General features: G+C 61.3%; 13 protein-coding genes. 5 read left to right on the plus strand and 8 right to left on the minus strand.

The genetic code is table 11. The features are described 5' to 3' along the window. Positions 1–5,473 (minus strand): non-ribosomal peptide synthetase (locus tag QM609_RS19995; RefSeq protein ID WP_283337359.1); only part of this gene is annotated, 5,473 nt, incomplete at its 3' end. Positions 5,474–5,733: 260 nt separating this feature from the next. On the opposite strand from QM609_RS19995, the gene QM609_RS20000 reads away from it, so the two are divergent. From QM609_RS20000 to QM609_RS20010, 3 genes are read left to right on the plus strand one after another with little or no spacing between them, the layout of a single operon-like run. Continuing rightward, positions 5,734–6,558, plus strand: a complete 825-nt coding sequence (locus tag QM609_RS20000) for an FAD binding domain-containing protein (RefSeq protein WP_050655355.1) — start codon at positions 5,734–5,736, stop codon at positions 6,556–6,558. After that, positions 6,555–9,248 (plus strand): molybdopterin-dependent oxidoreductase, encoded by a 2,694-nt coding sequence (locus tag QM609_RS20005; RefSeq protein ID WP_050655354.1) that lies wholly within the window; start codon positions 6,555–6,557, stop codon positions 9,246–9,248. The genes QM609_RS20000 and QM609_RS20005 overlap by 4 nt, the downstream gene beginning before the upstream one ends. Continuing rightward, positions 9,245–10,216, plus strand: a complete 972-nt coding sequence (locus QM609_RS20010) for an antibiotic biosynthesis monooxygenase (RefSeq protein WP_283337360.1) — start codon at positions 9,245–9,247, stop codon at positions 10,214–10,216. Before QM609_RS20005 ends, QM609_RS20010 begins: the two co-directional genes overlap by 4 nt. A gap of 85 nt (positions 10,217–10,301) precedes the next feature. On the opposite strand, the gene QM609_RS20015 is transcribed toward QM609_RS20010, so the two are convergent. Then, on the minus strand, positions 10,302–11,540 hold the full coding sequence (locus QM609_RS20015) for an HNH endonuclease signature motif containing protein (protein ID WP_076948675.1): 1,239 nt from the start codon (positions 11,538–11,540) through the stop codon (positions 10,302–10,304). 117 nt (positions 11,541–11,657) lie between these two features. Next, entirely contained in the window at positions 11,658–14,762 is a 3,105-nt protein-coding gene (locus QM609_RS20020) for a multicopper oxidase family protein (protein WP_167398233.1), read from the minus strand. A gap of 317 nt (positions 14,763–15,079) precedes the next feature. On the opposite strand from QM609_RS20020, the gene QM609_RS20025 reads away from it, so the two are divergent. After that, positions 15,080–15,691 carry a VOC family protein gene (locus QM609_RS20025; RefSeq protein WP_007732226.1) on the plus strand — a complete coding sequence of 204 codons (612 nt, stop codon included), beginning with the start codon at positions 15,080–15,082 and terminating at the stop codon, positions 15,689–15,691. A gap of 34 nt (positions 15,692–15,725) precedes the next feature. Here the strand turns inward: QM609_RS20025 and QM609_RS20030 are convergent, their stop codons facing one another. Together QM609_RS20030 and QM609_RS20035 are read right to left on the minus strand one after the other, a co-directional pair. Further along, positions 15,726–16,739 carry a cation diffusion facilitator family transporter gene (locus QM609_RS20030; RefSeq protein ID WP_007732228.1) on the minus strand — a complete coding sequence of 338 codons (1,014 nt, stop codon included), beginning with the start codon at positions 16,737–16,739 and terminating at the stop codon, positions 15,726–15,728. Beyond that, positions 16,736–17,158, minus strand: a complete 423-nt coding sequence (locus QM609_RS20035) for an ArsR/SmtB family transcription factor (RefSeq protein ID WP_283337361.1) — start codon at positions 17,156–17,158, stop codon at positions 16,736–16,738. Before QM609_RS20035 ends, QM609_RS20030 begins: the two co-directional genes overlap by 4 nt. 109 nt (positions 17,159–17,267) lie before the next feature. Between QM609_RS20035 and QM609_RS20040 the strand changes: the two genes are divergently transcribed. Then, positions 17,268–17,693, plus strand: coding sequence for a nitroreductase/quinone reductase family protein (locus QM609_RS20040; RefSeq protein ID WP_029255500.1), 426 nt, complete (start codon positions 17,268–17,270; stop codon positions 17,691–17,693). A 60-nt stretch (positions 17,694–17,753) separates the two neighbouring features. On the opposite strand, the gene QM609_RS20045 is transcribed toward QM609_RS20040, so the two are convergent. The 3 genes from QM609_RS20045 to QM609_RS20055 all read right to left on the minus strand — a co-directional run bounded on the left by QM609_RS20045 (position 17,754) and on the right by QM609_RS20055 (position 18,830). Then, the gene (locus QM609_RS20045; RefSeq protein WP_030537060.1) at positions 17,754–18,140 is read right to left on the minus strand and encodes a DUF2784 domain-containing protein; all 387 of its coding nucleotides are present in this window, start codon (positions 18,138–18,140) and stop codon (positions 17,754–17,756) included. A 73-nt stretch (positions 18,141–18,213) separates the two neighbouring features. Beyond that, positions 18,214–18,474 (minus strand): SRPBCC family protein, encoded by a 261-nt coding sequence (locus QM609_RS20050; RefSeq protein WP_283337362.1) that lies wholly within the window; start codon positions 18,472–18,474, stop codon positions 18,214–18,216. Between the two features lie 62 nt (positions 18,475–18,536). Beyond that, the gene (locus QM609_RS20055; protein ID WP_042952044.1) at positions 18,537–18,830 is read right to left on the minus strand and encodes a DUF1905 domain-containing protein; all 294 of its coding nucleotides are present in this window, start codon (positions 18,828–18,830) and stop codon (positions 18,537–18,539) included.

Here is an 18,830-nt window from a genome sequence, read left to right on the forward strand (position 1 = left end):
ACCGCGACAACGCCACACACACCCGCGACTCCGGACCCACCCCCAACGAAATCAAAAACCGCGCAAAACGATTCACCCGAACATCGAACTCACCCCACGACAACACCACCCCACCACACACCAACCCCCCACCACCCACACCAGCAAACCGCCCATCCAACACATCCACCAACGTCAAACCCCCCACCACAACCCCCACACCATCCCAACCACCCACCACCAACCCACGCTCGGGCGCGCCCAAAATTTCCGTATCCCCTACTGGCACTGTCGGATCCGACACGACCGACCGGAGGAGGCGGACGAAACGCTCGCCGAACTCGGCGACTGTGGTGCGCTCGAAGATATCGGAGGCATAGGTGAAGGCGGCATCGAAACCCATGGGGACGCCGTCTTTGCCACGCTGCTCGGAGAGCGACAGTTGCAAGTCGAATTTGGCGACACCGACGTCGACTGGAACAACATCGACACCCAGTCCGGGTAGTTCGAGGTGGGGATCTGCGGTGTTCTGGAATTCCAACAGAACCTGGAAGAGCGGTGAGCGAGATGACGAACGCTCCGGCGCAACTGCATCGACGACTCGCTCGAACGGCACCTCGGCTTGTCCGAACGCTGCCAGATCGACTTCGCGAGTTCGTGAAAGGATCTCCTCGAAAGTCGCGGCGGTGTCAACGGTGATTCGCAGGACGACCGTGTTGACGAACATCCCGACCAGATCGTCGAGGACTTGCTCGGCGCGCCCTCCTACCGGAGTCCCGATCGCTATGTCCGGCGAGGCGCTCAGCCGTGCCAACAGAACCGCCAGCACTGCGTGCATCACCATGAACGGTGTCGTGTTGTGATTCCGAGCGAGTTCGAGGAGTTCACTGTGCACGTCTGCGGGCACCGAGAATCGGACCGATTCACCGCGCATGGATCGTTCCGCCGGTCTCGGTCGATCCAGCGGAAGGTCGATCACGTCAGGTAGACCGGCCAGGGTGGACGTCCAGTAGTCCAACTGCTTCGCCTCGAGCGTGTCCGGATCGTCGTCACTGCCGAGCAGTTCGATCTGCCATTGGCTGTAGTCGGCGTACTGCACAGGCAAAGGCGACCAGTCCGGTGCCCGTTTCGCAGCCCGCGCCGCGTAGGCGCGGGTCAGGTCGCGGGCCAGCGGCTCGAGGGATGCTCCGTCCGCCGAAATATGGTGAACCACCAGCGCAAGGACATGATCGTCCGGCGTGACCCGAAAAAGGGAGCCGCGCAGGGGCACGTTCGCGCTCACGTCGAACCCCTCGCGAGCGAGATCGGCGATGCGCCTGTCCAAGGCTTCCTCGTCCACGGATACTTCCCACGCAATCTTCGACGTCACGCGTTCCGAAGGCACTACTACCTGATGTGGGCCGTCGACCGACGCCGGGTAGACGGTACGGAGCGATTCATGCCGATCGACAACATCTCCTACCGCGCGCTGCATTGCAGCGACATCCAAGGCACCTGACAGTCGGACCACCATCGGAATGTTGTAGGCCGGGGACGACGTGTCGAACTGATTGACGAACCACAGGCGTCGTTGTGCCACAGACACCGGAATCTTGTCCCTGTACGAATGTGCCTGCAGGATTGGACGCTTCGAACGCGTGCGATCAACGCGGGATGACTTCGCATCCCGCACGTGGAGGGCCAGTGATTCGATCGTCGGTGCTTCGAACAAAGTCCGCACCCCGAAATCGATTGCTTCAGCGGCATTGACTAGTGCGATCACCTTTGTGGCGATCAGTGAGTTCCCACCCAGCTCGAAGAAGTCGTCACCCGCACCCACCGTCTCGACGCCTAGAACGTCGGCAAAAATCTCGGCCAGCAGTAGTTCTTCAGCGCCCTCGGGCGGTCGAAAGTTGTCCGACCGAGCATCGAACCGAGGTGCCGGTAAGGCAGCGCGATCGACCTTTCCCGCCGGAGTTACCGGCAACTCGTCGAGTAGAACAAATGCCGCTGGAACCATGTACGACGGAACACGGCTCGCGACGTACCGCGTCAGCTCGGCCGTCGAGAGCGCACTTCCGCCGGCAGGCACGACGTACGTGGTGATCATCGCTGTCCCGGAGGGAGCCGCACGCGCCACGGTGACTGCATTCTCGACCTGCGGACACGACCGCACGACGCTGTCGATTTCCCCGAGTTCGATACGAAATCCGCGAACTTTCACCTGGAAGTCACTACGACCGACGTACTCGAGTCCACGGCCACGGCGCCACCGCACCAAATCCCCCGTTCGATACATCCGCTGCCCGGGGAGGCCGAAGGGGTCTGCCACGAATCGTTCTGCGGTCAACGCGTACTTCCGGTGATATCCACGTGCGAGCGCGTCTCCCGAGATGTACAGCTCGCCCACAACACCGTCGGGGACGGGGTGCAATCGCTGATCGAGCACGATCTCCTCGAAGCCGCGGAGCGGACCGCCCACTGTGATGTCCTCCGACGACACCATCGGCTCGCCGATGTTCGACATGACGGTGGTCTCGGTCGGCCCGTACGCATTGCACAGCCGTCGGCCGGGAGCCCAGCGCTGCACGAGATCCGGCGGACAGGCCTCACCACCGACCACCACTTCGCCGAAGTCCGAAAGGCCCTCGGGCGAAACTGTTCCGAGCGCCGCAGTAGTGACAAAACCATGCGTGACACGCTGGGATTCGAGGAAGTGAGACAACTCGTCACCGCCGTAGATCGTGCTCGGCGCAATCACCATGGTCGCTCCGGCACCGAAAGCCAGCAGGTATTCGAAAATCGAGGCGTCGAAACTCGGGGTCGAGAAGTGCAATGTTCGCGCATCCTGGGTCGCACCGAACCGCGAACGCTGTTCGGCAGCAAGCGCTTCCAGTCCACGATGCGAGACCGTCACCCCCTTGGGGAGTCCGGTGGAACCCGAAGTGTAGATCACGTATGCAGGATTGTCGGGCCGGATCGGGTGCACCCGATCGACATCGGAGATGGAGCGCACGGACAACCGTGCAAGTCGGCCACGGAACTCAGCGTCGTCGATTGCTATCCAGGAAATCGAATCCGGCAAACGATGAAGTTCGGAAACGACCGTGAGCCCCAGTACGGCGCCGGAATCGGTCAGCATGAAGCGAACACGTTCACCCGGATAGGTCGGATCCACCGGCACGAATGCCGCGCCAGCTTTGGTCACCGCCAACATCGCGACAACCGATTCGATCGAACGCGTCATACCCAGCGCCACACTGTTTTCCGGACCGATGCCGCGGTCGATCAATTCTCGGGCCAACTTCGAGGAACGCTCGTCGAGTTCTCGATACGTCAACTCGGCATCGAGATACGACAGGGCCACGCCGTCGGGGTGTGTGCGCGCCGCACCGTCGAACAGTTCGGCCAGGGTGCGGTGCGAAGCGCGAGGGTCACTGCGTACAGGCTGCATCGCGGATCGCTCGTCGTCGGACAAGATGTCGATGTCGCCGACCATCATTGTCGGATCTGTGGTCACGGATTCCAGGACGCGCGCGAACCGCAAACCGAGGCCACGTACCGTCTCGGCGTCGAACAGGTCGGTGGCAAACGCGAGCGTCACCGTGATTCCGGACGGCGTACCCACCTCGTCGAAAGTCTCGACTGCAGACACTCCGAGATCGAAGCGGCCGAGGTCGGGAGGGTGCTCGTCAGCGCTGGCGACGGACTCGAACGTCACCTGTATCACCGGCGCATACGCAGGTACATCCTCCAACTCGAGCGACTCCGCCACCTGCTCGAGCCGTATCCCACTGTGCGGCAGCGCATTACTTCGGACCTCGACGACACTGCCCAAGAGTGCCGTGAAAGTCGTCACCAGATCGACGCGACTCCGGATGGCGACGATGTTCGCGTCGGATCCCGCGGGCGTACCGATCACAACATCCGAAGCACCGGACAACCGGCTCACCAGAAGAGCAAAGCTTGCATGTAAGACCGCACGAGTGTCCGTCCCGAGATCACTCGCCATCGCCGTGATCCGCGCGTGGGTGTCGGCGGCGATCTGGACCTCAACCCGTCCGTTCTCCAGCGATTGCGTTGCAGGTCTGGGCCGATCGAAGGGAAGTTGCAATAGTTCGGGCGCCCCGGTGAGCTCATGTCTCCAATATTCGAGGTGCCGCACTTCGCGTTGTCGTCGCTCGCCCTCCCGGGCCGTCGGGCCGTGAATGTCTGCCAGCTCGGCACCGGAATCAGACGCGATCAACTCTTCCAGCAAGCCGACAAAATTCCGGTGGTGCTCGCGTAAACCCGCCTCCTCGTATCGGATCGGGTTTGCCCGGAAGTCGACGCGCAGCCTGTCGCCGCTCGGATACACGTTGACCAGAAGGTCTTCCACCGGCCCGGAGGTGACGATGTGATACTCCCCAACCACCTCGCCCAACTGCACCTCCTGGCGAAACAGCATGACGTTGACCATGGGCCCGGCATATGAGTCTTCGCCTTCCAGACCGCTCGTCACGCCTGCGTCCCGACGGATGTCGTCGAGGCTGCAGCGCTGGTGCCGCAATGCACCCATGAGCTCATGTTGGACCTGGGCAAACAGTTCACCGACGGTGTCGACCGCTGCGACACGGATGAGCAGTGGCGTGACGTTCACCATCATGCCGCCCGAATCCCGCAGCACCGCCGTAGTCCGTCCGGACATCGGAACATGAATCTGGACAGTCTCTTTCGCCGTCATCCGCGCGAGGTACAACGCGAGCGCAGCGATGACCGGTGCAGCGTGGTTCTCGGATTCGTAGAGAAGGGCACAACTTCGGTCCGACATCAGTGTGCTTTCGAGTCGGCTCTCGGTTTGCGCGGGCCCAGAAGCCTCCGCCAGGCTGGATCCGGCGAGGGTGGTATTGCGCTCAGCCCAGTACTCCCGGTCGGCGGCGAATCGATCCGACATTCTGTACCGCTCGTCGATGTCGTACAGCGTCCGGAGTGTCGCCGCACGACTCGGCTGCGAGTCCTTTCTCGCCGCCGAGGCCGAGTACCGATGCGCAATGCGGTTCATCATGGTCATGGCACCGAAACCGTCGAGCGCAACATGATGGATGCGGCTGTACCACAGATAGTGCGCGTCACCGACGCGCAGCACAGCGGTCGCGACGATTCCGTCGACTGCCAGGTCGAGCTGCGTCCGGCAATCTCGGCGCATCCACCCGAGGGCATCCTCGATCGGATCGGGGGACCCACGGAGGTCGACAAGACGGACGGTGATCTCAGATGTCTCGTCCACGTACTGCATCGGTTGACCGTCGATCTCGATCACTTTGAGCAAAGGAGATTGAAACTCGTATGCCACCGCTCGCGTTTCGCGATCCAGCAGTTCGACGTCGAGTTCGCCGCGCAGCTCCACGTAGTGCGCTATCAGAATCGGGACTTCGGGATCGAATTGCTGAGCGAACCAGGTTGCCCGTTGGGCGGCCGAGAGCGGAAAGAGCGTCTCATCAGAAGGGTCGGTCCGACTTACCTCGAAGGGTTTCACAGCGCCCCGCCCCGCATGATCTCCGCGGCCGCCGAGTGCGTAGCCGCGTCCGAATCAACAGCGCGAAAGCAAGAGGCTGATCGCGCCTCTCAAGCAGTCGTACCCAGAATCGGCAAGCGCATGCACCGCCCCACCAGTCGATGTCACGTACGTATCGCTCATGTTTCGCGTGCCCGATATGTACTAAAAGTGTGAATGCGTCTCGTCACCTCGGTAATGTCCCACTCCGAGAAGACACATCCCCCGAGGGGAGCAGGCGCATGGACATCACCACCATTACCGACGTGATACGCCGACCACCGGATCGCCCAGGGGACGTGTGGCGTCCCGGCGACGCCTGGCTCGCGGGAGGAACGTGGCTGTTCTCAGCAGAACAACCCGACACGCGTCGACTGGTCGACCTCACCGCGCTCGGTTGGACACCACTGGAGGTCGGCCCGACTCATTTCGGTGTCGGAGCTACGTGCACCGTTGCCGAACTGTATGCGTTTGTCCCGCCGGACAATTGGCGTGCGAGTCCACTTATTCGCGTCAGCTGCGAGTACTTCCTCTCGTCTTTCAAGGTGTGGAATTCGGCCACCGTAGGCGGCAACATCTGCATGTCGCTTCCGGCCGGACCGATGATCACCCTGGCAGTTGCACTCGAGGCTTCGTTCACACTATGGGCTACCGACGGAAAAGTGAGGACCGTCGACGCGTGCGACTTCGTGACCGGTGACCACCAGAATGTCCTGGAGCCGGGCGAAGTCCTTCGGAGCATCGAGTTCCCGGTGCACGCACTCACCAAACGGCACGCCCACCGCCGCTTCAGTCTCACGCACCTCGGCCGTTCGACGATCTTCATGATCGCGACGCAGACTCCTGGCGCCGACGACTTTCACCTCACCATCACCGCCGGCACCACCCATCCGATCCGGCTGACGTTCGACACCATGCCGGACGAGCACTCTCTGCGACGAGCCGTCGACTCCATTTCGGCCGACATTTGGTTCGACGATCCCAACGGAACCCCAGACCACCGCCTCCACCTCGCCCGCCACTACGCCGACGAGCTCCGAAACGAACTCACGGGGAGCCAGTCATGAGCTACACGGTGAACGACCGGCAGTTCCACGAGGAGCCGTTCCCGGGACAGTGTCTCCGGACGTTTCTTCGGCACCTCGGACACCACGGGGTGAAGAAGGGGTGCGACGGCGGGGACTGCGGGGCGTGCACAGTGTGGCTCGACGGAACACCGATACACAGCTGCATCACGCCCGCCTTTCGCGCCGACGGTCGCGCGGTAACCACGATCGAGGGACTCGGCACGCCCGAAGATCTCCATCCGATTCAGCAGCAGTTCCGGGATGCACCCGGCTTTCAGTGTGGGTTCTGCACCGCCGGGATGATCATGACCTCGGCGGCGCTCACCGACGCGCAGAAAGAAGACTTGCCGCGAGCGCTCAAGGGAAACCTGTGCCGCTGCACCGGTTACCGATCCATCGAAGACGCGGTCAACGGTGTCGGTGCTATCGAAGTTGCCCTCCCGGGACAGGCCGTCGGAACCAGCGTCGGGGCGCCGGCGGCCACCGACGTGGTGACCGGCCGAGCCGAATACACTATGGACACCGCGATCGACGGCATGCTGCACCTGAAAGTGCTGCACTCGCCTCACGCACATGCCCGCGTCACCTCCATCGACACCACCGAGGCGCTCGCCGTCCCCGGTGTCCATCGCGTCTACACCTGGAAAGACGTGCCGCGCAAGCTCTTCACCACGGCAATTCATACCGACCACCTTGTCGATCCGGACGACACCTACATTCTCGACAACGTCGTGCGGTTCGTGGGTCAGCGTGTAGTGGCCGTCCTCGCCGACTCCGTCGTCGCTGCGGAAGAAGGCCGTCGGAAGGTGAAGGTCGATTACGAGATCCTGCCTTCCGTGTTCGATCCGGAAGAGGCCATGGCCGACGGCGCTCCAGCCCTGCACGGATCCGACGATCCCTTTGTTCGAGATCCCGAGCACAACATCCTGCTCGAACTTCACGGTCATGTGGGCGACGTCGAGGCCGGGTTCGCCGAGGCCGACGTCATCCACGAAGGCACCTACTTCTCGCCGCGGGTTCAGCACGCGCACCTCGAGACGCACGGTTCGATCTCCTGGATGGAAGACGGACGCCTTCACGTTCGCACAAGTTCGCAGTCCCCCTCCATCGCCAAGGTCAAACTCGCCCATCTCTTCGACCTCCGCCCGGATCAGCTACGCGTGTTCTGCAAACGCGTGGGCGGCGGGTTCGGAGGAAAACAGGAAGTGATCAGCGAGGATCTGGTGGCGCTCGCCACCCTCGACACCGGTCGTCCCGTCTGCCTCGAGTTCACCCGAGAAGAAGAGTTCACCACCGCGTCGCCGCGTCATCCGATGAAGCTCACGATCAAGCTCGGTGCCAAGTCTGACGGAACCCTCACGGCATTTCAGTACCGAAACATCTCGAACACCGGTGCGTACGGAAACCACGGTGGAGAGACACTCTTTGCCGGCGGCGCGGCGGTCTCGCTCTACCGCTGCGCCAACAAGAAGTTCGATGCGTATTCCGTGTACACCAACAATGTTCCGAGCGGCGCTCTACGTGGGTACGGGATGACGCAACCGGCCTTTGCCGTGGAATCGGCCATGACCGAATTGGCCATCGCGCTGGACATGGATCCGCTCGAACTGCGTCGACGCAATATCGTCCGACCGGGCGATTCGCTCGTCGCACTCGAAGACGGCCCAGACGACGTGATCTTCACCGAAGACGGACTGGGACAATGCATAGATCTGATCGACGCCGCGTTGAAGCGCCAACCGGTTCCCTCGCTCGGAGACGATTGGCTGATCGGCACCGGTACCGCCAGTTCACTACACGAGACCGCGCCACCCACCGAGCACATTTCCGAGGCTTGGCTCACCCTCGGCGAAGACTGTGTATACGAACTTGCCATCGGCACAGTCGAATTCGGTGAGGGAACTTCTACCGCCCACGTGCAGATCGCCGCGAATCAGCTGGGCACAACACCGTCACGTGTACGAATCATTCAGTCGGACACCGACCGAACCGGTTTCGACACAGGCGCTTTCGCCAGCGCCGGCCTGTTTGTCGCTGGGAACGCGGTACTTCGCGCGTCGAATGCGCTCCGCGATCGCCTACTTGCCTTCGCCGCGCACCACACCGGCGTGTCGATTGACCAGTGCTCGATGGACGACGACAAGATCGTCTGCGGTAGTACTCGATTAACACTGCAAGAGATACTCGAGGCCGCACGCCCGCGCGGGATCCGATTCACCGAGGCGCGGAAGGCATACGGATCTCCGCGCAGCGTGGTGTCCAACACTCATGGCTTCCGGATTGCCGTCCATCGCATCACCGGCGAGATCCGCATTCTCTACAGCGTCCAAGCCACCGACGTTGGGGTGATCATCAATCCGGCGCAGGTGCGGGGACAGATCGAAGGTGGCGTCGCCCAGGGCATCGGCTTCGCACTCACCGAGAACTTCCACGTAGACGCAAACGGCGCGATGATGAACCCGAATCTACGTAACTACCGGATCCCGACATATGCAGATATCCCACGCACGGAGGTGATCCTCGTCGAGTCATCAGACTCCGTCGGTCCTCTCCGCTCCAAGGGCATGGCGGAGTGCTGCATCAATCCGGTTGCCCCTGCATTGGCGAACGCACTGCAGGATGCAACCGGGTCACGATTCCGGTCGCTACCGCTCACCCCGGAACGCATCTACACAGGCCTGAACCGATGACCGCGCACACGTCGGCGGACAGCGCCGCGACGGTCATCATCGGCCAGCGAGTGCGTGCCGGACTGGAGAAAGAATTCGAGGTCTGGCAGAAAGATCTCAACCGGGCGGCCGCAGATTATGCAGGCTTCCTCGGGGCAGAAATCGCGGCTCCGACGCCCACCCAACCTGATTGGGTGATCGTGTACCGATTCGACTCCATCGCTCATGTTCAAGCGTGGATCAACAGCGCGACGAGGCAGGACTACCTCGACAGCGGTCGTCAGTTCTTCGACTGCCCGGCCACGCAGCAGGTAGTGAGCGGCGGGATCAGGCCTCCGGACCCACTGCTGACCGTCGTAGTGACGCACCGAGTCGGTGACGACAGCATCGACGAGTTCCTTGCCTGGCAGGATCGCCTTCGGGAGGTGGAGAGTGCTTTCGACGGATTCCGCGGCACCGAACTGTTTCGCCCCGTCGACGGTGTGCAGGATGAATGGACCCTGCTGTATCGCTTCGACAATGCTGCCCACCTCGATACGTGGCTGACTTCCCCTGAGCGACAACAACTCCTCGCCGAGGGCCGCAAGTTTCACGACTTCGAACTGCGAACCGTGGACAATTCGTTCGGCAGTTGGTTTGCCTTCGACGAGAACGGAAACGAGGCCCCTCCACCTTCGGAGACAAAAACCTCGATCGCGGTCTGGGTCGGTCTCTACCCGACTGTCGTCTTGCTTACTTTGGCGCTGTCACCGCTGAAGCTGCCACTCTGGCTCGGATTGTTGATCGGCAATCTGCTGTCGAGCTTCATCATGAGTTTCTTCACGATGCCGTACTACGTGAATCGACTCCTGCGCCGTTGGCTGCGTCCGCCTCCGGGGATTCCTGTCGCAAAAACCAACGCACAAGGGGTGGCAATCGTCGCTGCGGTGACCTTGTTCTGGGTTGTCGTCTTCTACCTCGTGACTACTCAGTTATGGTCGCTGCCCTGAACTCTCCGGAACACGAAATGCCAGCGCATGTAACGGGGCATGATTCTTCCCCGGTGCATACGCTGGCATTTTCAGTTTTGGCCGTTCAGGCGGCCGTCGGTGGGCCGTTCCCGCCGATCGGCTGTTGATACGGATCAACCGACATCGGTGGATAGAACACGGTTTTTCGGTCGGGTCCGATCTCCACCCGCCATTCCGTGTGGTGCATCGTCCGGCGGTGATGACCGCACAACAAGATCAGATTGTCGAGATCTGTTGGGCCACCATCGTTCCAGTGAACAATATGATGGGCATCGCACCACCCCGACGGAGTCCCGCACCCCGGAAACGCACACCCACCATCGCGAACCGCCAACGCCCGCCTTTGCGGAACCGTCGCCGTTCGCACTTCCTTACCGCAGTCGAGCGGAACACCACTCTCACCCAGGAGGATCCGGGTGACTGTGCAGTCGCACGCCAACATCCGGGCGGTGTCGATACTGATCGGGCCCACCCAATCCGTCCACGCGAAACCCAACTCCTCCGTGGACGGCAACAGGTCCTTCAAGGCTTTGAGGTCCGTCATGTCTTTCGCCGACGCAGTCACCGTGATGTGCGGTTTCACCCCGCCCTCGATCGGACCCAACCCCGCCCGCTCATACCGGCGCAACAACTCACAAAACCCGTCCGCCCGCCGCAATGCCGGAGTACGCGTGTCCTTCACGCCGTCCTTCTCCGGCGTCGGAGCCGACAGACTCGACAACAACGTGATCAACCGGGCCCCGTTCACAGCATCCAGATCACCCTTCACAGTTACTCTGCCGTACAGGCCTTTCGACGCGTAGAACTCGTTACGCTCCGAATCCTCACCCACCGGAACGCCGTCCTCACGCTTGCCGTACTGCTTCTCGATCCGCCGAATCGCCGCCCGCACCGCATCACAATCAGCAATGTTCTTCGACGCCAACCACAACAAGATCCCGCGAGCCTTGTCCACATCCGCCAGGGTCATGTTCTTCGGCGGATGCTGACAAAACGACGCCACCTGCCGCGCCTTCAACGCATCCACGTCACCACGATGAAACGCATCCGCCACAACAGGTTCGAGCATCAACAACCGCGCCAACCCGACCAGCAGACTGCACTCACCGATCTCCAGATTCGTCGAACCATGCAACCACTGCGCGATCGCCCGAAAACCCTTCCCACCGAGAACCTCACGGGAAAACATCTCCACGATCAGCAACACCATCCGCGACTGCAACTCGTGCCGGACACGCACCAGATCCAGAACCTCACCCTTGAGGCCCTCACCATCCAGCTGCCACGCTCCCCGACTGTCCATACCGAAAGTTTAATCGAACACACTTTCGATAACCAGAGACAAAACGGACAACTTCGAGAACAGGAAGGCTCGAGACCCGTTGATATGAAACTACTTTCAGTAACTCTCAAAACCGGATCATCGGCCGCCGAGTGGCAGAACTCCCCCGCCGACAGGATACGGAGGGAGCGTTCCCACAAGCGTCGGTGTCAATGTGGTCGCAGACGGATCGGCGCGACCCAGCGTAAGTTTCCGAACTTCGGCACCCGTTCCGTTGCTGCCACTTACGAGGAGGTCCGCGCCGGTGGTCGTGCTCGTCGTGGCCACTCCGACACCCGAACCTGGACCGGTGAACGGGTCGAAAGCTGCAACCTCCCGAAACGCCACGTCCGTCGAATGGTGATCTGGACTCTCGAGGTACATCTCGGGTGCACCGTCGAGCCTGGATCCACTCGAAAAGACGCGGATTGATCCTTCTCCTCCGAGCATGCCTGCCACTATCGACTTTGCTCCGCCCTCGGCGCCGGCCACCCAACCCGTCGACAGAGACACCCCGTCGCGGTAGCCCTGATCGAATGCCAAAAACTGCGACGTCATTACAGGACCAGCCGTATGACCTGCGTGTTCATCGGAGCCGCCCTGCGCAGCCGCCGTCGGTTCGTACAGGTCGTAGCGGAACGTCTTGATCAACGGCTCCTCGCCCGCACCCGGTGCGGTCACGATGCTCGCTCGACCGGAGTGACTGTCAACCATTCCGGTTGCGAACGTGACTCCGCTACTCGATCCCGGGTACGGCGAGAACGAACCGAATTCTGTGGGTGCGGACCTCTTGTCCGCCGGAAGGTCGGTGGAGTAGATCTTGACCTGCGACTCCATCCCTGGGCCTGATGCAACGATGATGTTGTCTGCCAGTGCATTTCCGTCGATGTCGACACCGCCGACGTTCACTCCACCGCGGAAACCCACATCGAAGGGGGCGAATCTTGCCAACTCGTCGGTGAACGGCACGCCGCCGACTGCGTTGTACGCCACCACTTCCGGAGCCGAGCCTGCACCTGTTCCAGCGACCAGATCAAGCACCATGTCTCCGTTCACGTCCGCCATCGCAACACTCGGGGTGCCTTCGAACGACGGGAAGGGCGTCACAGCAGTGATCAGTTTGTCGCCGTTGGCATCGAATATCTGCACCTTGGCGGGCACGCCGGCCGAACCAGGTATCGCGACGGCATATGTCGATACCTCGGGAATCACGTTGACAGTCGCCATCAAACCGTTGTCCTCGTGATTGAGTCGGTGGCAGTGAATCACAAAGGTTCCGGTGTACTCGGTGAACTTCGTTCGCAACGTCACTGACGCAGGCTCGAGAGCATTCTCATTCTCGTCAGTCACCGGAGCGGGCACGTTCACGTTGTCGATTCCCCAGGGCTGAACGCCCGTCGTGGTACCTGCGACGGGATCCACAACTTCCGTTACCTGGAAGTCGTTGACGTGAATATGCATCGGGTGTTCGTCGTTGTTGAGGTTCGTGATCTTCCATTCCTCAACGGAATTCAGTCGCGGTTGAATCAGCGGAATGTTGGGGAACGTGTTGTCGGCGAATTCGTAGGTGAAGGCCTTCGGATCGCTGTTGCTGGCCTTCTCGTTTCCGAACCCACCGGACACTGTGAGATTGCGGGTCACTTCGGGCGTCATCGCTGCGGTATCCACGAACGAGGTGTAGGTATCGAGCTTCTGTCCGAACTCGAAGGGAGTCGTCTTTCCTTCACCCTCGTCTGGCGTCGCACGGATCAACTGCTGAGTCGGGAACGTGAAGAATCCGTCCGCGTAACTGATCACCGACGGGTCGACGGTGACGGTTCCGAGTTCGGCGGGCGGATTGTCGGTACCGTTGTTGGTGTAGAGAATGCCTGGATTGCTCACCGGCTTTGCACCTTCGAGCGGTGGCATCTCCAGCACCAGATCGCCGGACTCCGGCATCGTCACTGCGATTGCGTATCGCGAGGCCGGCGGAATCACCAGCCTGGTTCCGTCCCCATCCACGGGTGGCCTGACCTCGTCGAACGGGTTTCCGTCCTGCCCTACGATGGCGAACTTCGGATGGGCGCCGGTTGCGGTTTCCGTCAACGTGACCGGCATGTAGGCAAAGTCGCTGATGTTGGCAAGCACCCAGATCTCGGTCTGCCCCGGCTTCAGTTTCAGCGACGGCTGGAACTGACCGTTCACGGTGTACTGCACATCGCGTTGGTTGTCCGGCAGTGAAGGATCGGCCGGTACAGTCGTCGATTCACCCACGAAGCTCTGCAGATTGCCTGGAACGAATTGATTCTGTCCACGATGATTGGCCGGGGACAACGGTCCGGTGTACCAGTTGGTGAAATACTGCGCGCCCTCGGTGGTGTCCGAGAAATTCACCGGAGCAAGGCTCGGACGGTACGTCCCGTCGGCTAGTTCCGTACCGGCGGGTGGCGTCAACGTACTGACGAATTGGGGCCAGTTCGCGTCGTTGAGCTGTCGGCCCTTTCCTTTGCGGTCGAATACGAAGTTGTACTGCAGTGCCATATCGCGAATCGGAACGTCGTTTGCCGTCACGACAGGCAGATTGCCGTCCGGCCGGCCGATTTCCAGTAGCCCGGCCAGGCCCATGTACGTCTGCTGCGCAGTGAGGGTGTGCCGGTGACTGTGATACCAGTACAGACCGTTCGGCATCGTCGCCGGAATCGCGTAGTCGTACACGTTTCCCTGGCCGGCTGGAATGTTGAGCAACACGTTGTCCGCATTGCCGTCCGGACTCACGTGCACTCCGTGCGTGTGCAGATTCAGCGGAGCCGACGTCAGCGCCGGCGGATAGATCGGCACGTCCCCGCCCGCCGGTGTGAATGCCGGATCGTAGAAGTCCTGGATCGTGAGATCCTGCAAATCGTTGTCGTAATGAATGATCAATCGCTCTCCGGGATTGACGCGGAGAGTCGGCGCCGGATAGACGTCACTCGCCGAGGTCGATCCGTCCGACGCCGTACCGCGGATGACCTCGTACCCGAAGAGCAGAAAATTCGACACGGGCGCCGAAGCGGTATCGAGCGGAATCACTCCCTGATGAGCGGACAAGCGCACCTCGAGAACACCATCTCGGCTACTCAGTTTCACCGGCTCCCGATAGTCGACTGCGGTTCCGCCAGAGCCGTAATTGCCGCCCACCTCGGGCGCCGATTCACCGGAGGTACACGCGGCCAACGCCATCGTCATGGACACCACTACTGCTGCGGCTAACGACTTTCCTCGCAGTGCGATCACTGGTTTCCCCGTTCCATGGTGGCGTGAGGTACGTCCGATCAGCGCTCACCAGCCTATCGAGAAAACATCGGCTGAACAGGATATTCACGACAAATCGCCCACCTAAGGCCTGCGTGAGTGCTGCACCTTGCAAGCAGTCTCAGCAAACCGATCAGAAATCGAGAAGCACAGCCACGGGACCCGCAATTACGTTGAAACACATGAACACACCACAGAAGTCCACTTCCGACCACACGTCGCCAATCCACACATCAGCAGGGAGCGCCCAGATGACCACCGCGAAATCCGTGATACTCGACGTTCCCGACCTCGCGGCAGCCGAAGCCTTCTACAACGCTCTCGGCGTCGGAGATCGAATCCAGCTACGCGAATCGAACGAACCGACAACAGGGTTTCGTGGGTACACCCTTTCGCTCGTCGTCTCCCAACCGAACATCGTCGACGCCTTCGTCGGCGCAGCACTCGCAGCCGGTGCCACCGCCTTGAAGCCTGTGAAGAAATCCCTCTGGGGATACGGCGGAGTCGTCCAGGCTCCAGACGGTTCGATCTGGAAGATCGCCACGTCGTCGAAGAAGAACGACGGGCCGGCCACCCGCACGATCGACAGCCTCGTGCTGCTGCTCGGCGCCGAAGACGTCAAGGCCAGCAAGCAGTTCTACCTCGACCGCGGACTCGAGGTGTCCAAGAGCTTCGGTCGCAAGTACGTCGAATTCACCAGTGCAGCAAACAATGTGACACTCGCACTGTATGGTCGCCGCGCTTTGGCAAAGGATGCCGGGGTTGCTCCGGAAGGCACCGGATCACACCGTCTGACCGTTGCCGGCACGTCTGAAACCTTCACAGACCCAGACGGTTTCGCCTGGGAAGCCGCCTGCGCTTGACATCAAGCACAGATCACCGGGAAGGCGGCCGGTATCAGACTTCGGAGTTGGCCGCGTCATGCGCCGGGTACGCATGCACCAAGGCAGTAGCGAGTTTGGGCACCGCGTGAGTGAGCGAATGCTCGGCGCTGTGTGCAATCGCATGAGCTTCGGCAAGTGTTGCCCGGGGATCGATGTCGAGTTCTGCATCGGCATGCAGTCGGTGTCCGATCCACCGCATCTTCAGATCACGAACACCGAGGACTCCAGGTTCGTGCATCAATGCATGCTCTGCGTCGTCCACCAACTCAGGTTCGACGCCGTCCATCAACCTCCGGAAGACGTCTCGCGCTGCAGTCCTGAGCACCGCCACGATGGCAACGGTGATGACAAGGCCGATGATCGGATCTGCCAACGGGAAACCCAGCGCAACTCCCCCCGCCCCCAGAAGGACTGCGAGCGAAGTGAATCCGTCGGTCCGAGCATGCAATCCATCGGCCACCAGGGCCGCTGAACCGATTTGCCTGCCGACCCTGATCCGATACAACGCCACCAATTCGTTTCCGATGAAACCGATCAAACCTGCCGCCGCTACCCAACCGAGGTGCTCGATCTCGACCGGGTTGATCAATCGCCTCACCGCCTCGACACCGGCGATCACTGCCGACAGTGCGATCATGGCGAGCACGAACAGTCCGGCCAAATCCTCCGCACGCCCGAAACCATAGGTATAGCGCCTGGTCGCAGCGCGCCGACCGAGCGCGAAGGCAATCCAGAGTGGGACTGCCGTGAGCGCGTCGGAGAAGTTGTGAATGGTGTCCGCCAGCAGCGCCACCGAACCCGAGATCGCCACGATCGCGACCTGAGCAACTGCGGTGACTCCGAGCGCAACAAGACTGATCTTGACCGCCCGGATGCCGATTGCGCTCGATTCCAATGCGTCGTCGACACTGTCGGCAGCGTCGTGACTGTGCGGCGAGAACACTTCGCGGACTGCCGATCGAAATCCCTTCGGCCCGTGGCCATGGGTGTGGCCGTGGCCGTGGGACGTCTTGGGTTCGTGCGTCACGACGCACCTTCTTCTTGATCGGTCCGATCGACGTTCGCCGAGCGCTCCGGGTGTATCTCCCGAAGCTCACCTTCACTACGGTGATGCCCCGGCAATCCGGGTCCGGCATGCTCCGCATTGAAGACCGCGTCCGTAACCAGTTGGCGCACATGGTCGTTCTCCAGGCGATAGAACACCGTCGTACCATCGCGGCGGGTTCGTACCAACCTTGCCATGCGCAATTTCGCCAGGTGCTGCGACACCAAGGGCGCCGGCTTGCCGACGCGTTCCGCCAGTTCGTTCACCGAGCACTCGCGGTCGACCAATGCCCACAAGACCTGCACACGGGTTGCGTCGGCCAGCATGCGGAACACCTCGACGACGAGGTCGACTTGATCATCGGGAAGCTTGCGGCGACAAACACCACTATCTGCGTTCATACGTAGATAGTAGATCATGCTGGACGCCGAAGATGACCTCTCGTCGATTCACCAGTTGTGCAAAGCTTGGCGGCAGAGCCCTTCGCCACTCGCAGACCGGGAGACAACGATGAGTACCGACGATTGGAACGCAGGAATCATTGCGGAATTTCGGGAGAACGAGGGCAAGGTAGGCGGCCCCTTCGAAGGTGCGCCCATGGTGTTGGTCCACCACACAGGACGCAAATCCGGACGCGATTTCGTGAGTCCCATGATGTATCTGGCAGACGAGCAGGATCCGAAGACCATCTACGTTTTTGCATCCAAGGCCGGTGCCCCGACCAATCCAGACTGGTACTACAACCTCGTTGCCACCGACCAGGCAGAGGTCGAGATCGGCACCGAAACATACCCGGTCTCCGTCAGCGAAGTAACCGGCGAGAAGCGTGACCGCATCTACGACGAGCAGGCCAGTCGATACCCGGGATTTGCCGAATACGCGGAGAAGACCGCTGGGATCCGCACAATCCCGGTGGTAGCCCTGACTCGCGCGTAAATCCTGGTAGCACCTCCCAGTCGTTTCCATTCGGAAACGGCTGGGATCGTTTGTACGGAATCAGGTCGCTGAAGAGGCTTTGACCTCACCCTTCGCATGCCGTCCGAGCAGCACGTATCCTACCCAGGATCCGACAACCACTGTCGCCGCGAGCGCCTGTACAAGGCCTTCGATACTCGCCGGATAGAACACGCCGGTGATGTAGTGCGAGATGAATCCGGTGGACGGCAACTCCGCGATCCCGGCCATCCGGCGGGCCCAGTTCTCGAGATTGGTCAGCGGGCAGTCGTATCCGACCGCTATCGAACCGACTCCCCAGACGACTGCAAGAAGGTGGAAACCGATGGTACGACGCCACTTCCACGCCACGAATCCACCCAGCACCACATAGAGGACAAACCCGAAGTGAACGAACACCGTTACTACTTCGATGAGCCGATACACCATCGTCGTCTCCGCTCGTGGCGCGGAAGTCCCGCAACAACCAGACTAATCCGATGTTAGTCCTCGTAGAGGTGATCTACCCGGTGTATGCAGCGGTCGTGCGAGCCGCGGCGGCTGCAGCCGCATCCGGGTCGTCGCCCGATGCGATCGCAGCTTCGGCCCACAGTTCACTGCTTCCCGCGATGAATGCCTTGGCCTCGTCGCTCGCCGACCACTCGGGTGTCTCGAGTGGCGTCGCGATCCCCAGTTCCACGTGTCGAGCCAACCCGAGCAGTCCCATGTCCCACCCGACACCGACGGCACCTGGACCGTACTCGGCCCACCGATCCGGCACCACGTCCGCGGCGTGTGCGAAGTCGAACAGAATTGCACGACGGCGCTCCTTGGTTCGGGAAAACTTCAGCTCAGGCGCTGCTGTAGATGTACCGCTACCTCTTCTCCAGCGGCGCTCTTGCCGATCGCCTTACACAGCGCCACGCGCAGCGGAAGCCAGTGTGGACCGTCACCGGACGGCATCAGCGTCGCCTCGAAGGGATGCTCACCATCGAGGGTCCCGACCACCTTCACAGCGCGCCTGGTTCCCAGAAGTTCCGCCGAGCCGGGCACGGTCAAGAACGTTGCGAACGCACCGTCTTTCTCGATGGGAGCGGTGAACGAGTAATCGAGCGGTTGTGGAGTCTTGTCAGTGGCCAT

The organism is Rhodococcus sp. IEGM 1302 (genome assembly GCF_030056935.1).
GTDB classification, from domain to species: Bacteria; Actinomycetota; Actinomycetes; order Mycobacteriales; family Mycobacteriaceae; genus Rhodococcus_F; species Rhodococcus_F qingshengii.

Excerpts from the sequence above, each read along its gene's own strand:
- QM609_RS20055 (WP_042952044.1), bottom strand. The coding sequence starts at position 18,830 with ATGGCCACTGACAAGACTCCACAACCGCTCGATTACTCGTTCACCGCT.
- QM609_RS20020 (WP_167398233.1), bottom strand. The coding sequence starts at position 14,762 with ATGACGATGGCGTTGGCCGCGTGTACCTCCGGTGAATCGGCGCCCGAG.
- QM609_RS20025 (WP_007732226.1), top strand. The coding sequence starts at position 15,080 with ATGACCACCGCGAAATCCGTGATACTCGACGTTCCCGACCTCGCGGCA.
- QM609_RS20000 (WP_050655355.1), top strand. The coding sequence starts at position 5,734 with ATGGACATCACCACCATTACCGACGTGATACGCCGACCACCGGATCGC.
- QM609_RS20045 (WP_030537060.1), bottom strand. The coding sequence starts at position 18,140 with ATGGTGTATCGGCTCATCGAAGTAGTAACGGTGTTCGTTCACTTCGGG.
- QM609_RS20040 (WP_029255500.1), top strand. The coding sequence starts at position 17,268 with ATGAGTACCGACGATTGGAACGCAGGAATCATTGCGGAATTTCGGGAG.
- QM609_RS20005 (WP_050655354.1), top strand. The coding sequence starts at position 6,555 with ATGAGCTACACGGTGAACGACCGGCAGTTCCACGAGGAGCCGTTCCCG.
- QM609_RS20035 (WP_283337361.1), bottom strand. The coding sequence starts at position 17,158 with ATGAACGCAGATAGTGGTGTTTGTCGCCGCAAGCTTCCCGATGATCAA.
- QM609_RS20010 (WP_283337360.1), top strand. The coding sequence starts at position 9,245 with ATGACCGCGCACACGTCGGCGGACAGCGCCGCGACGGTCATCATCGGC.
- QM609_RS20015 (WP_076948675.1), bottom strand. The coding sequence starts at position 11,540 with ATGGACAGTCGGGGAGCGTGGCAGCTGGATGGTGAGGGCCTCAAGGGT.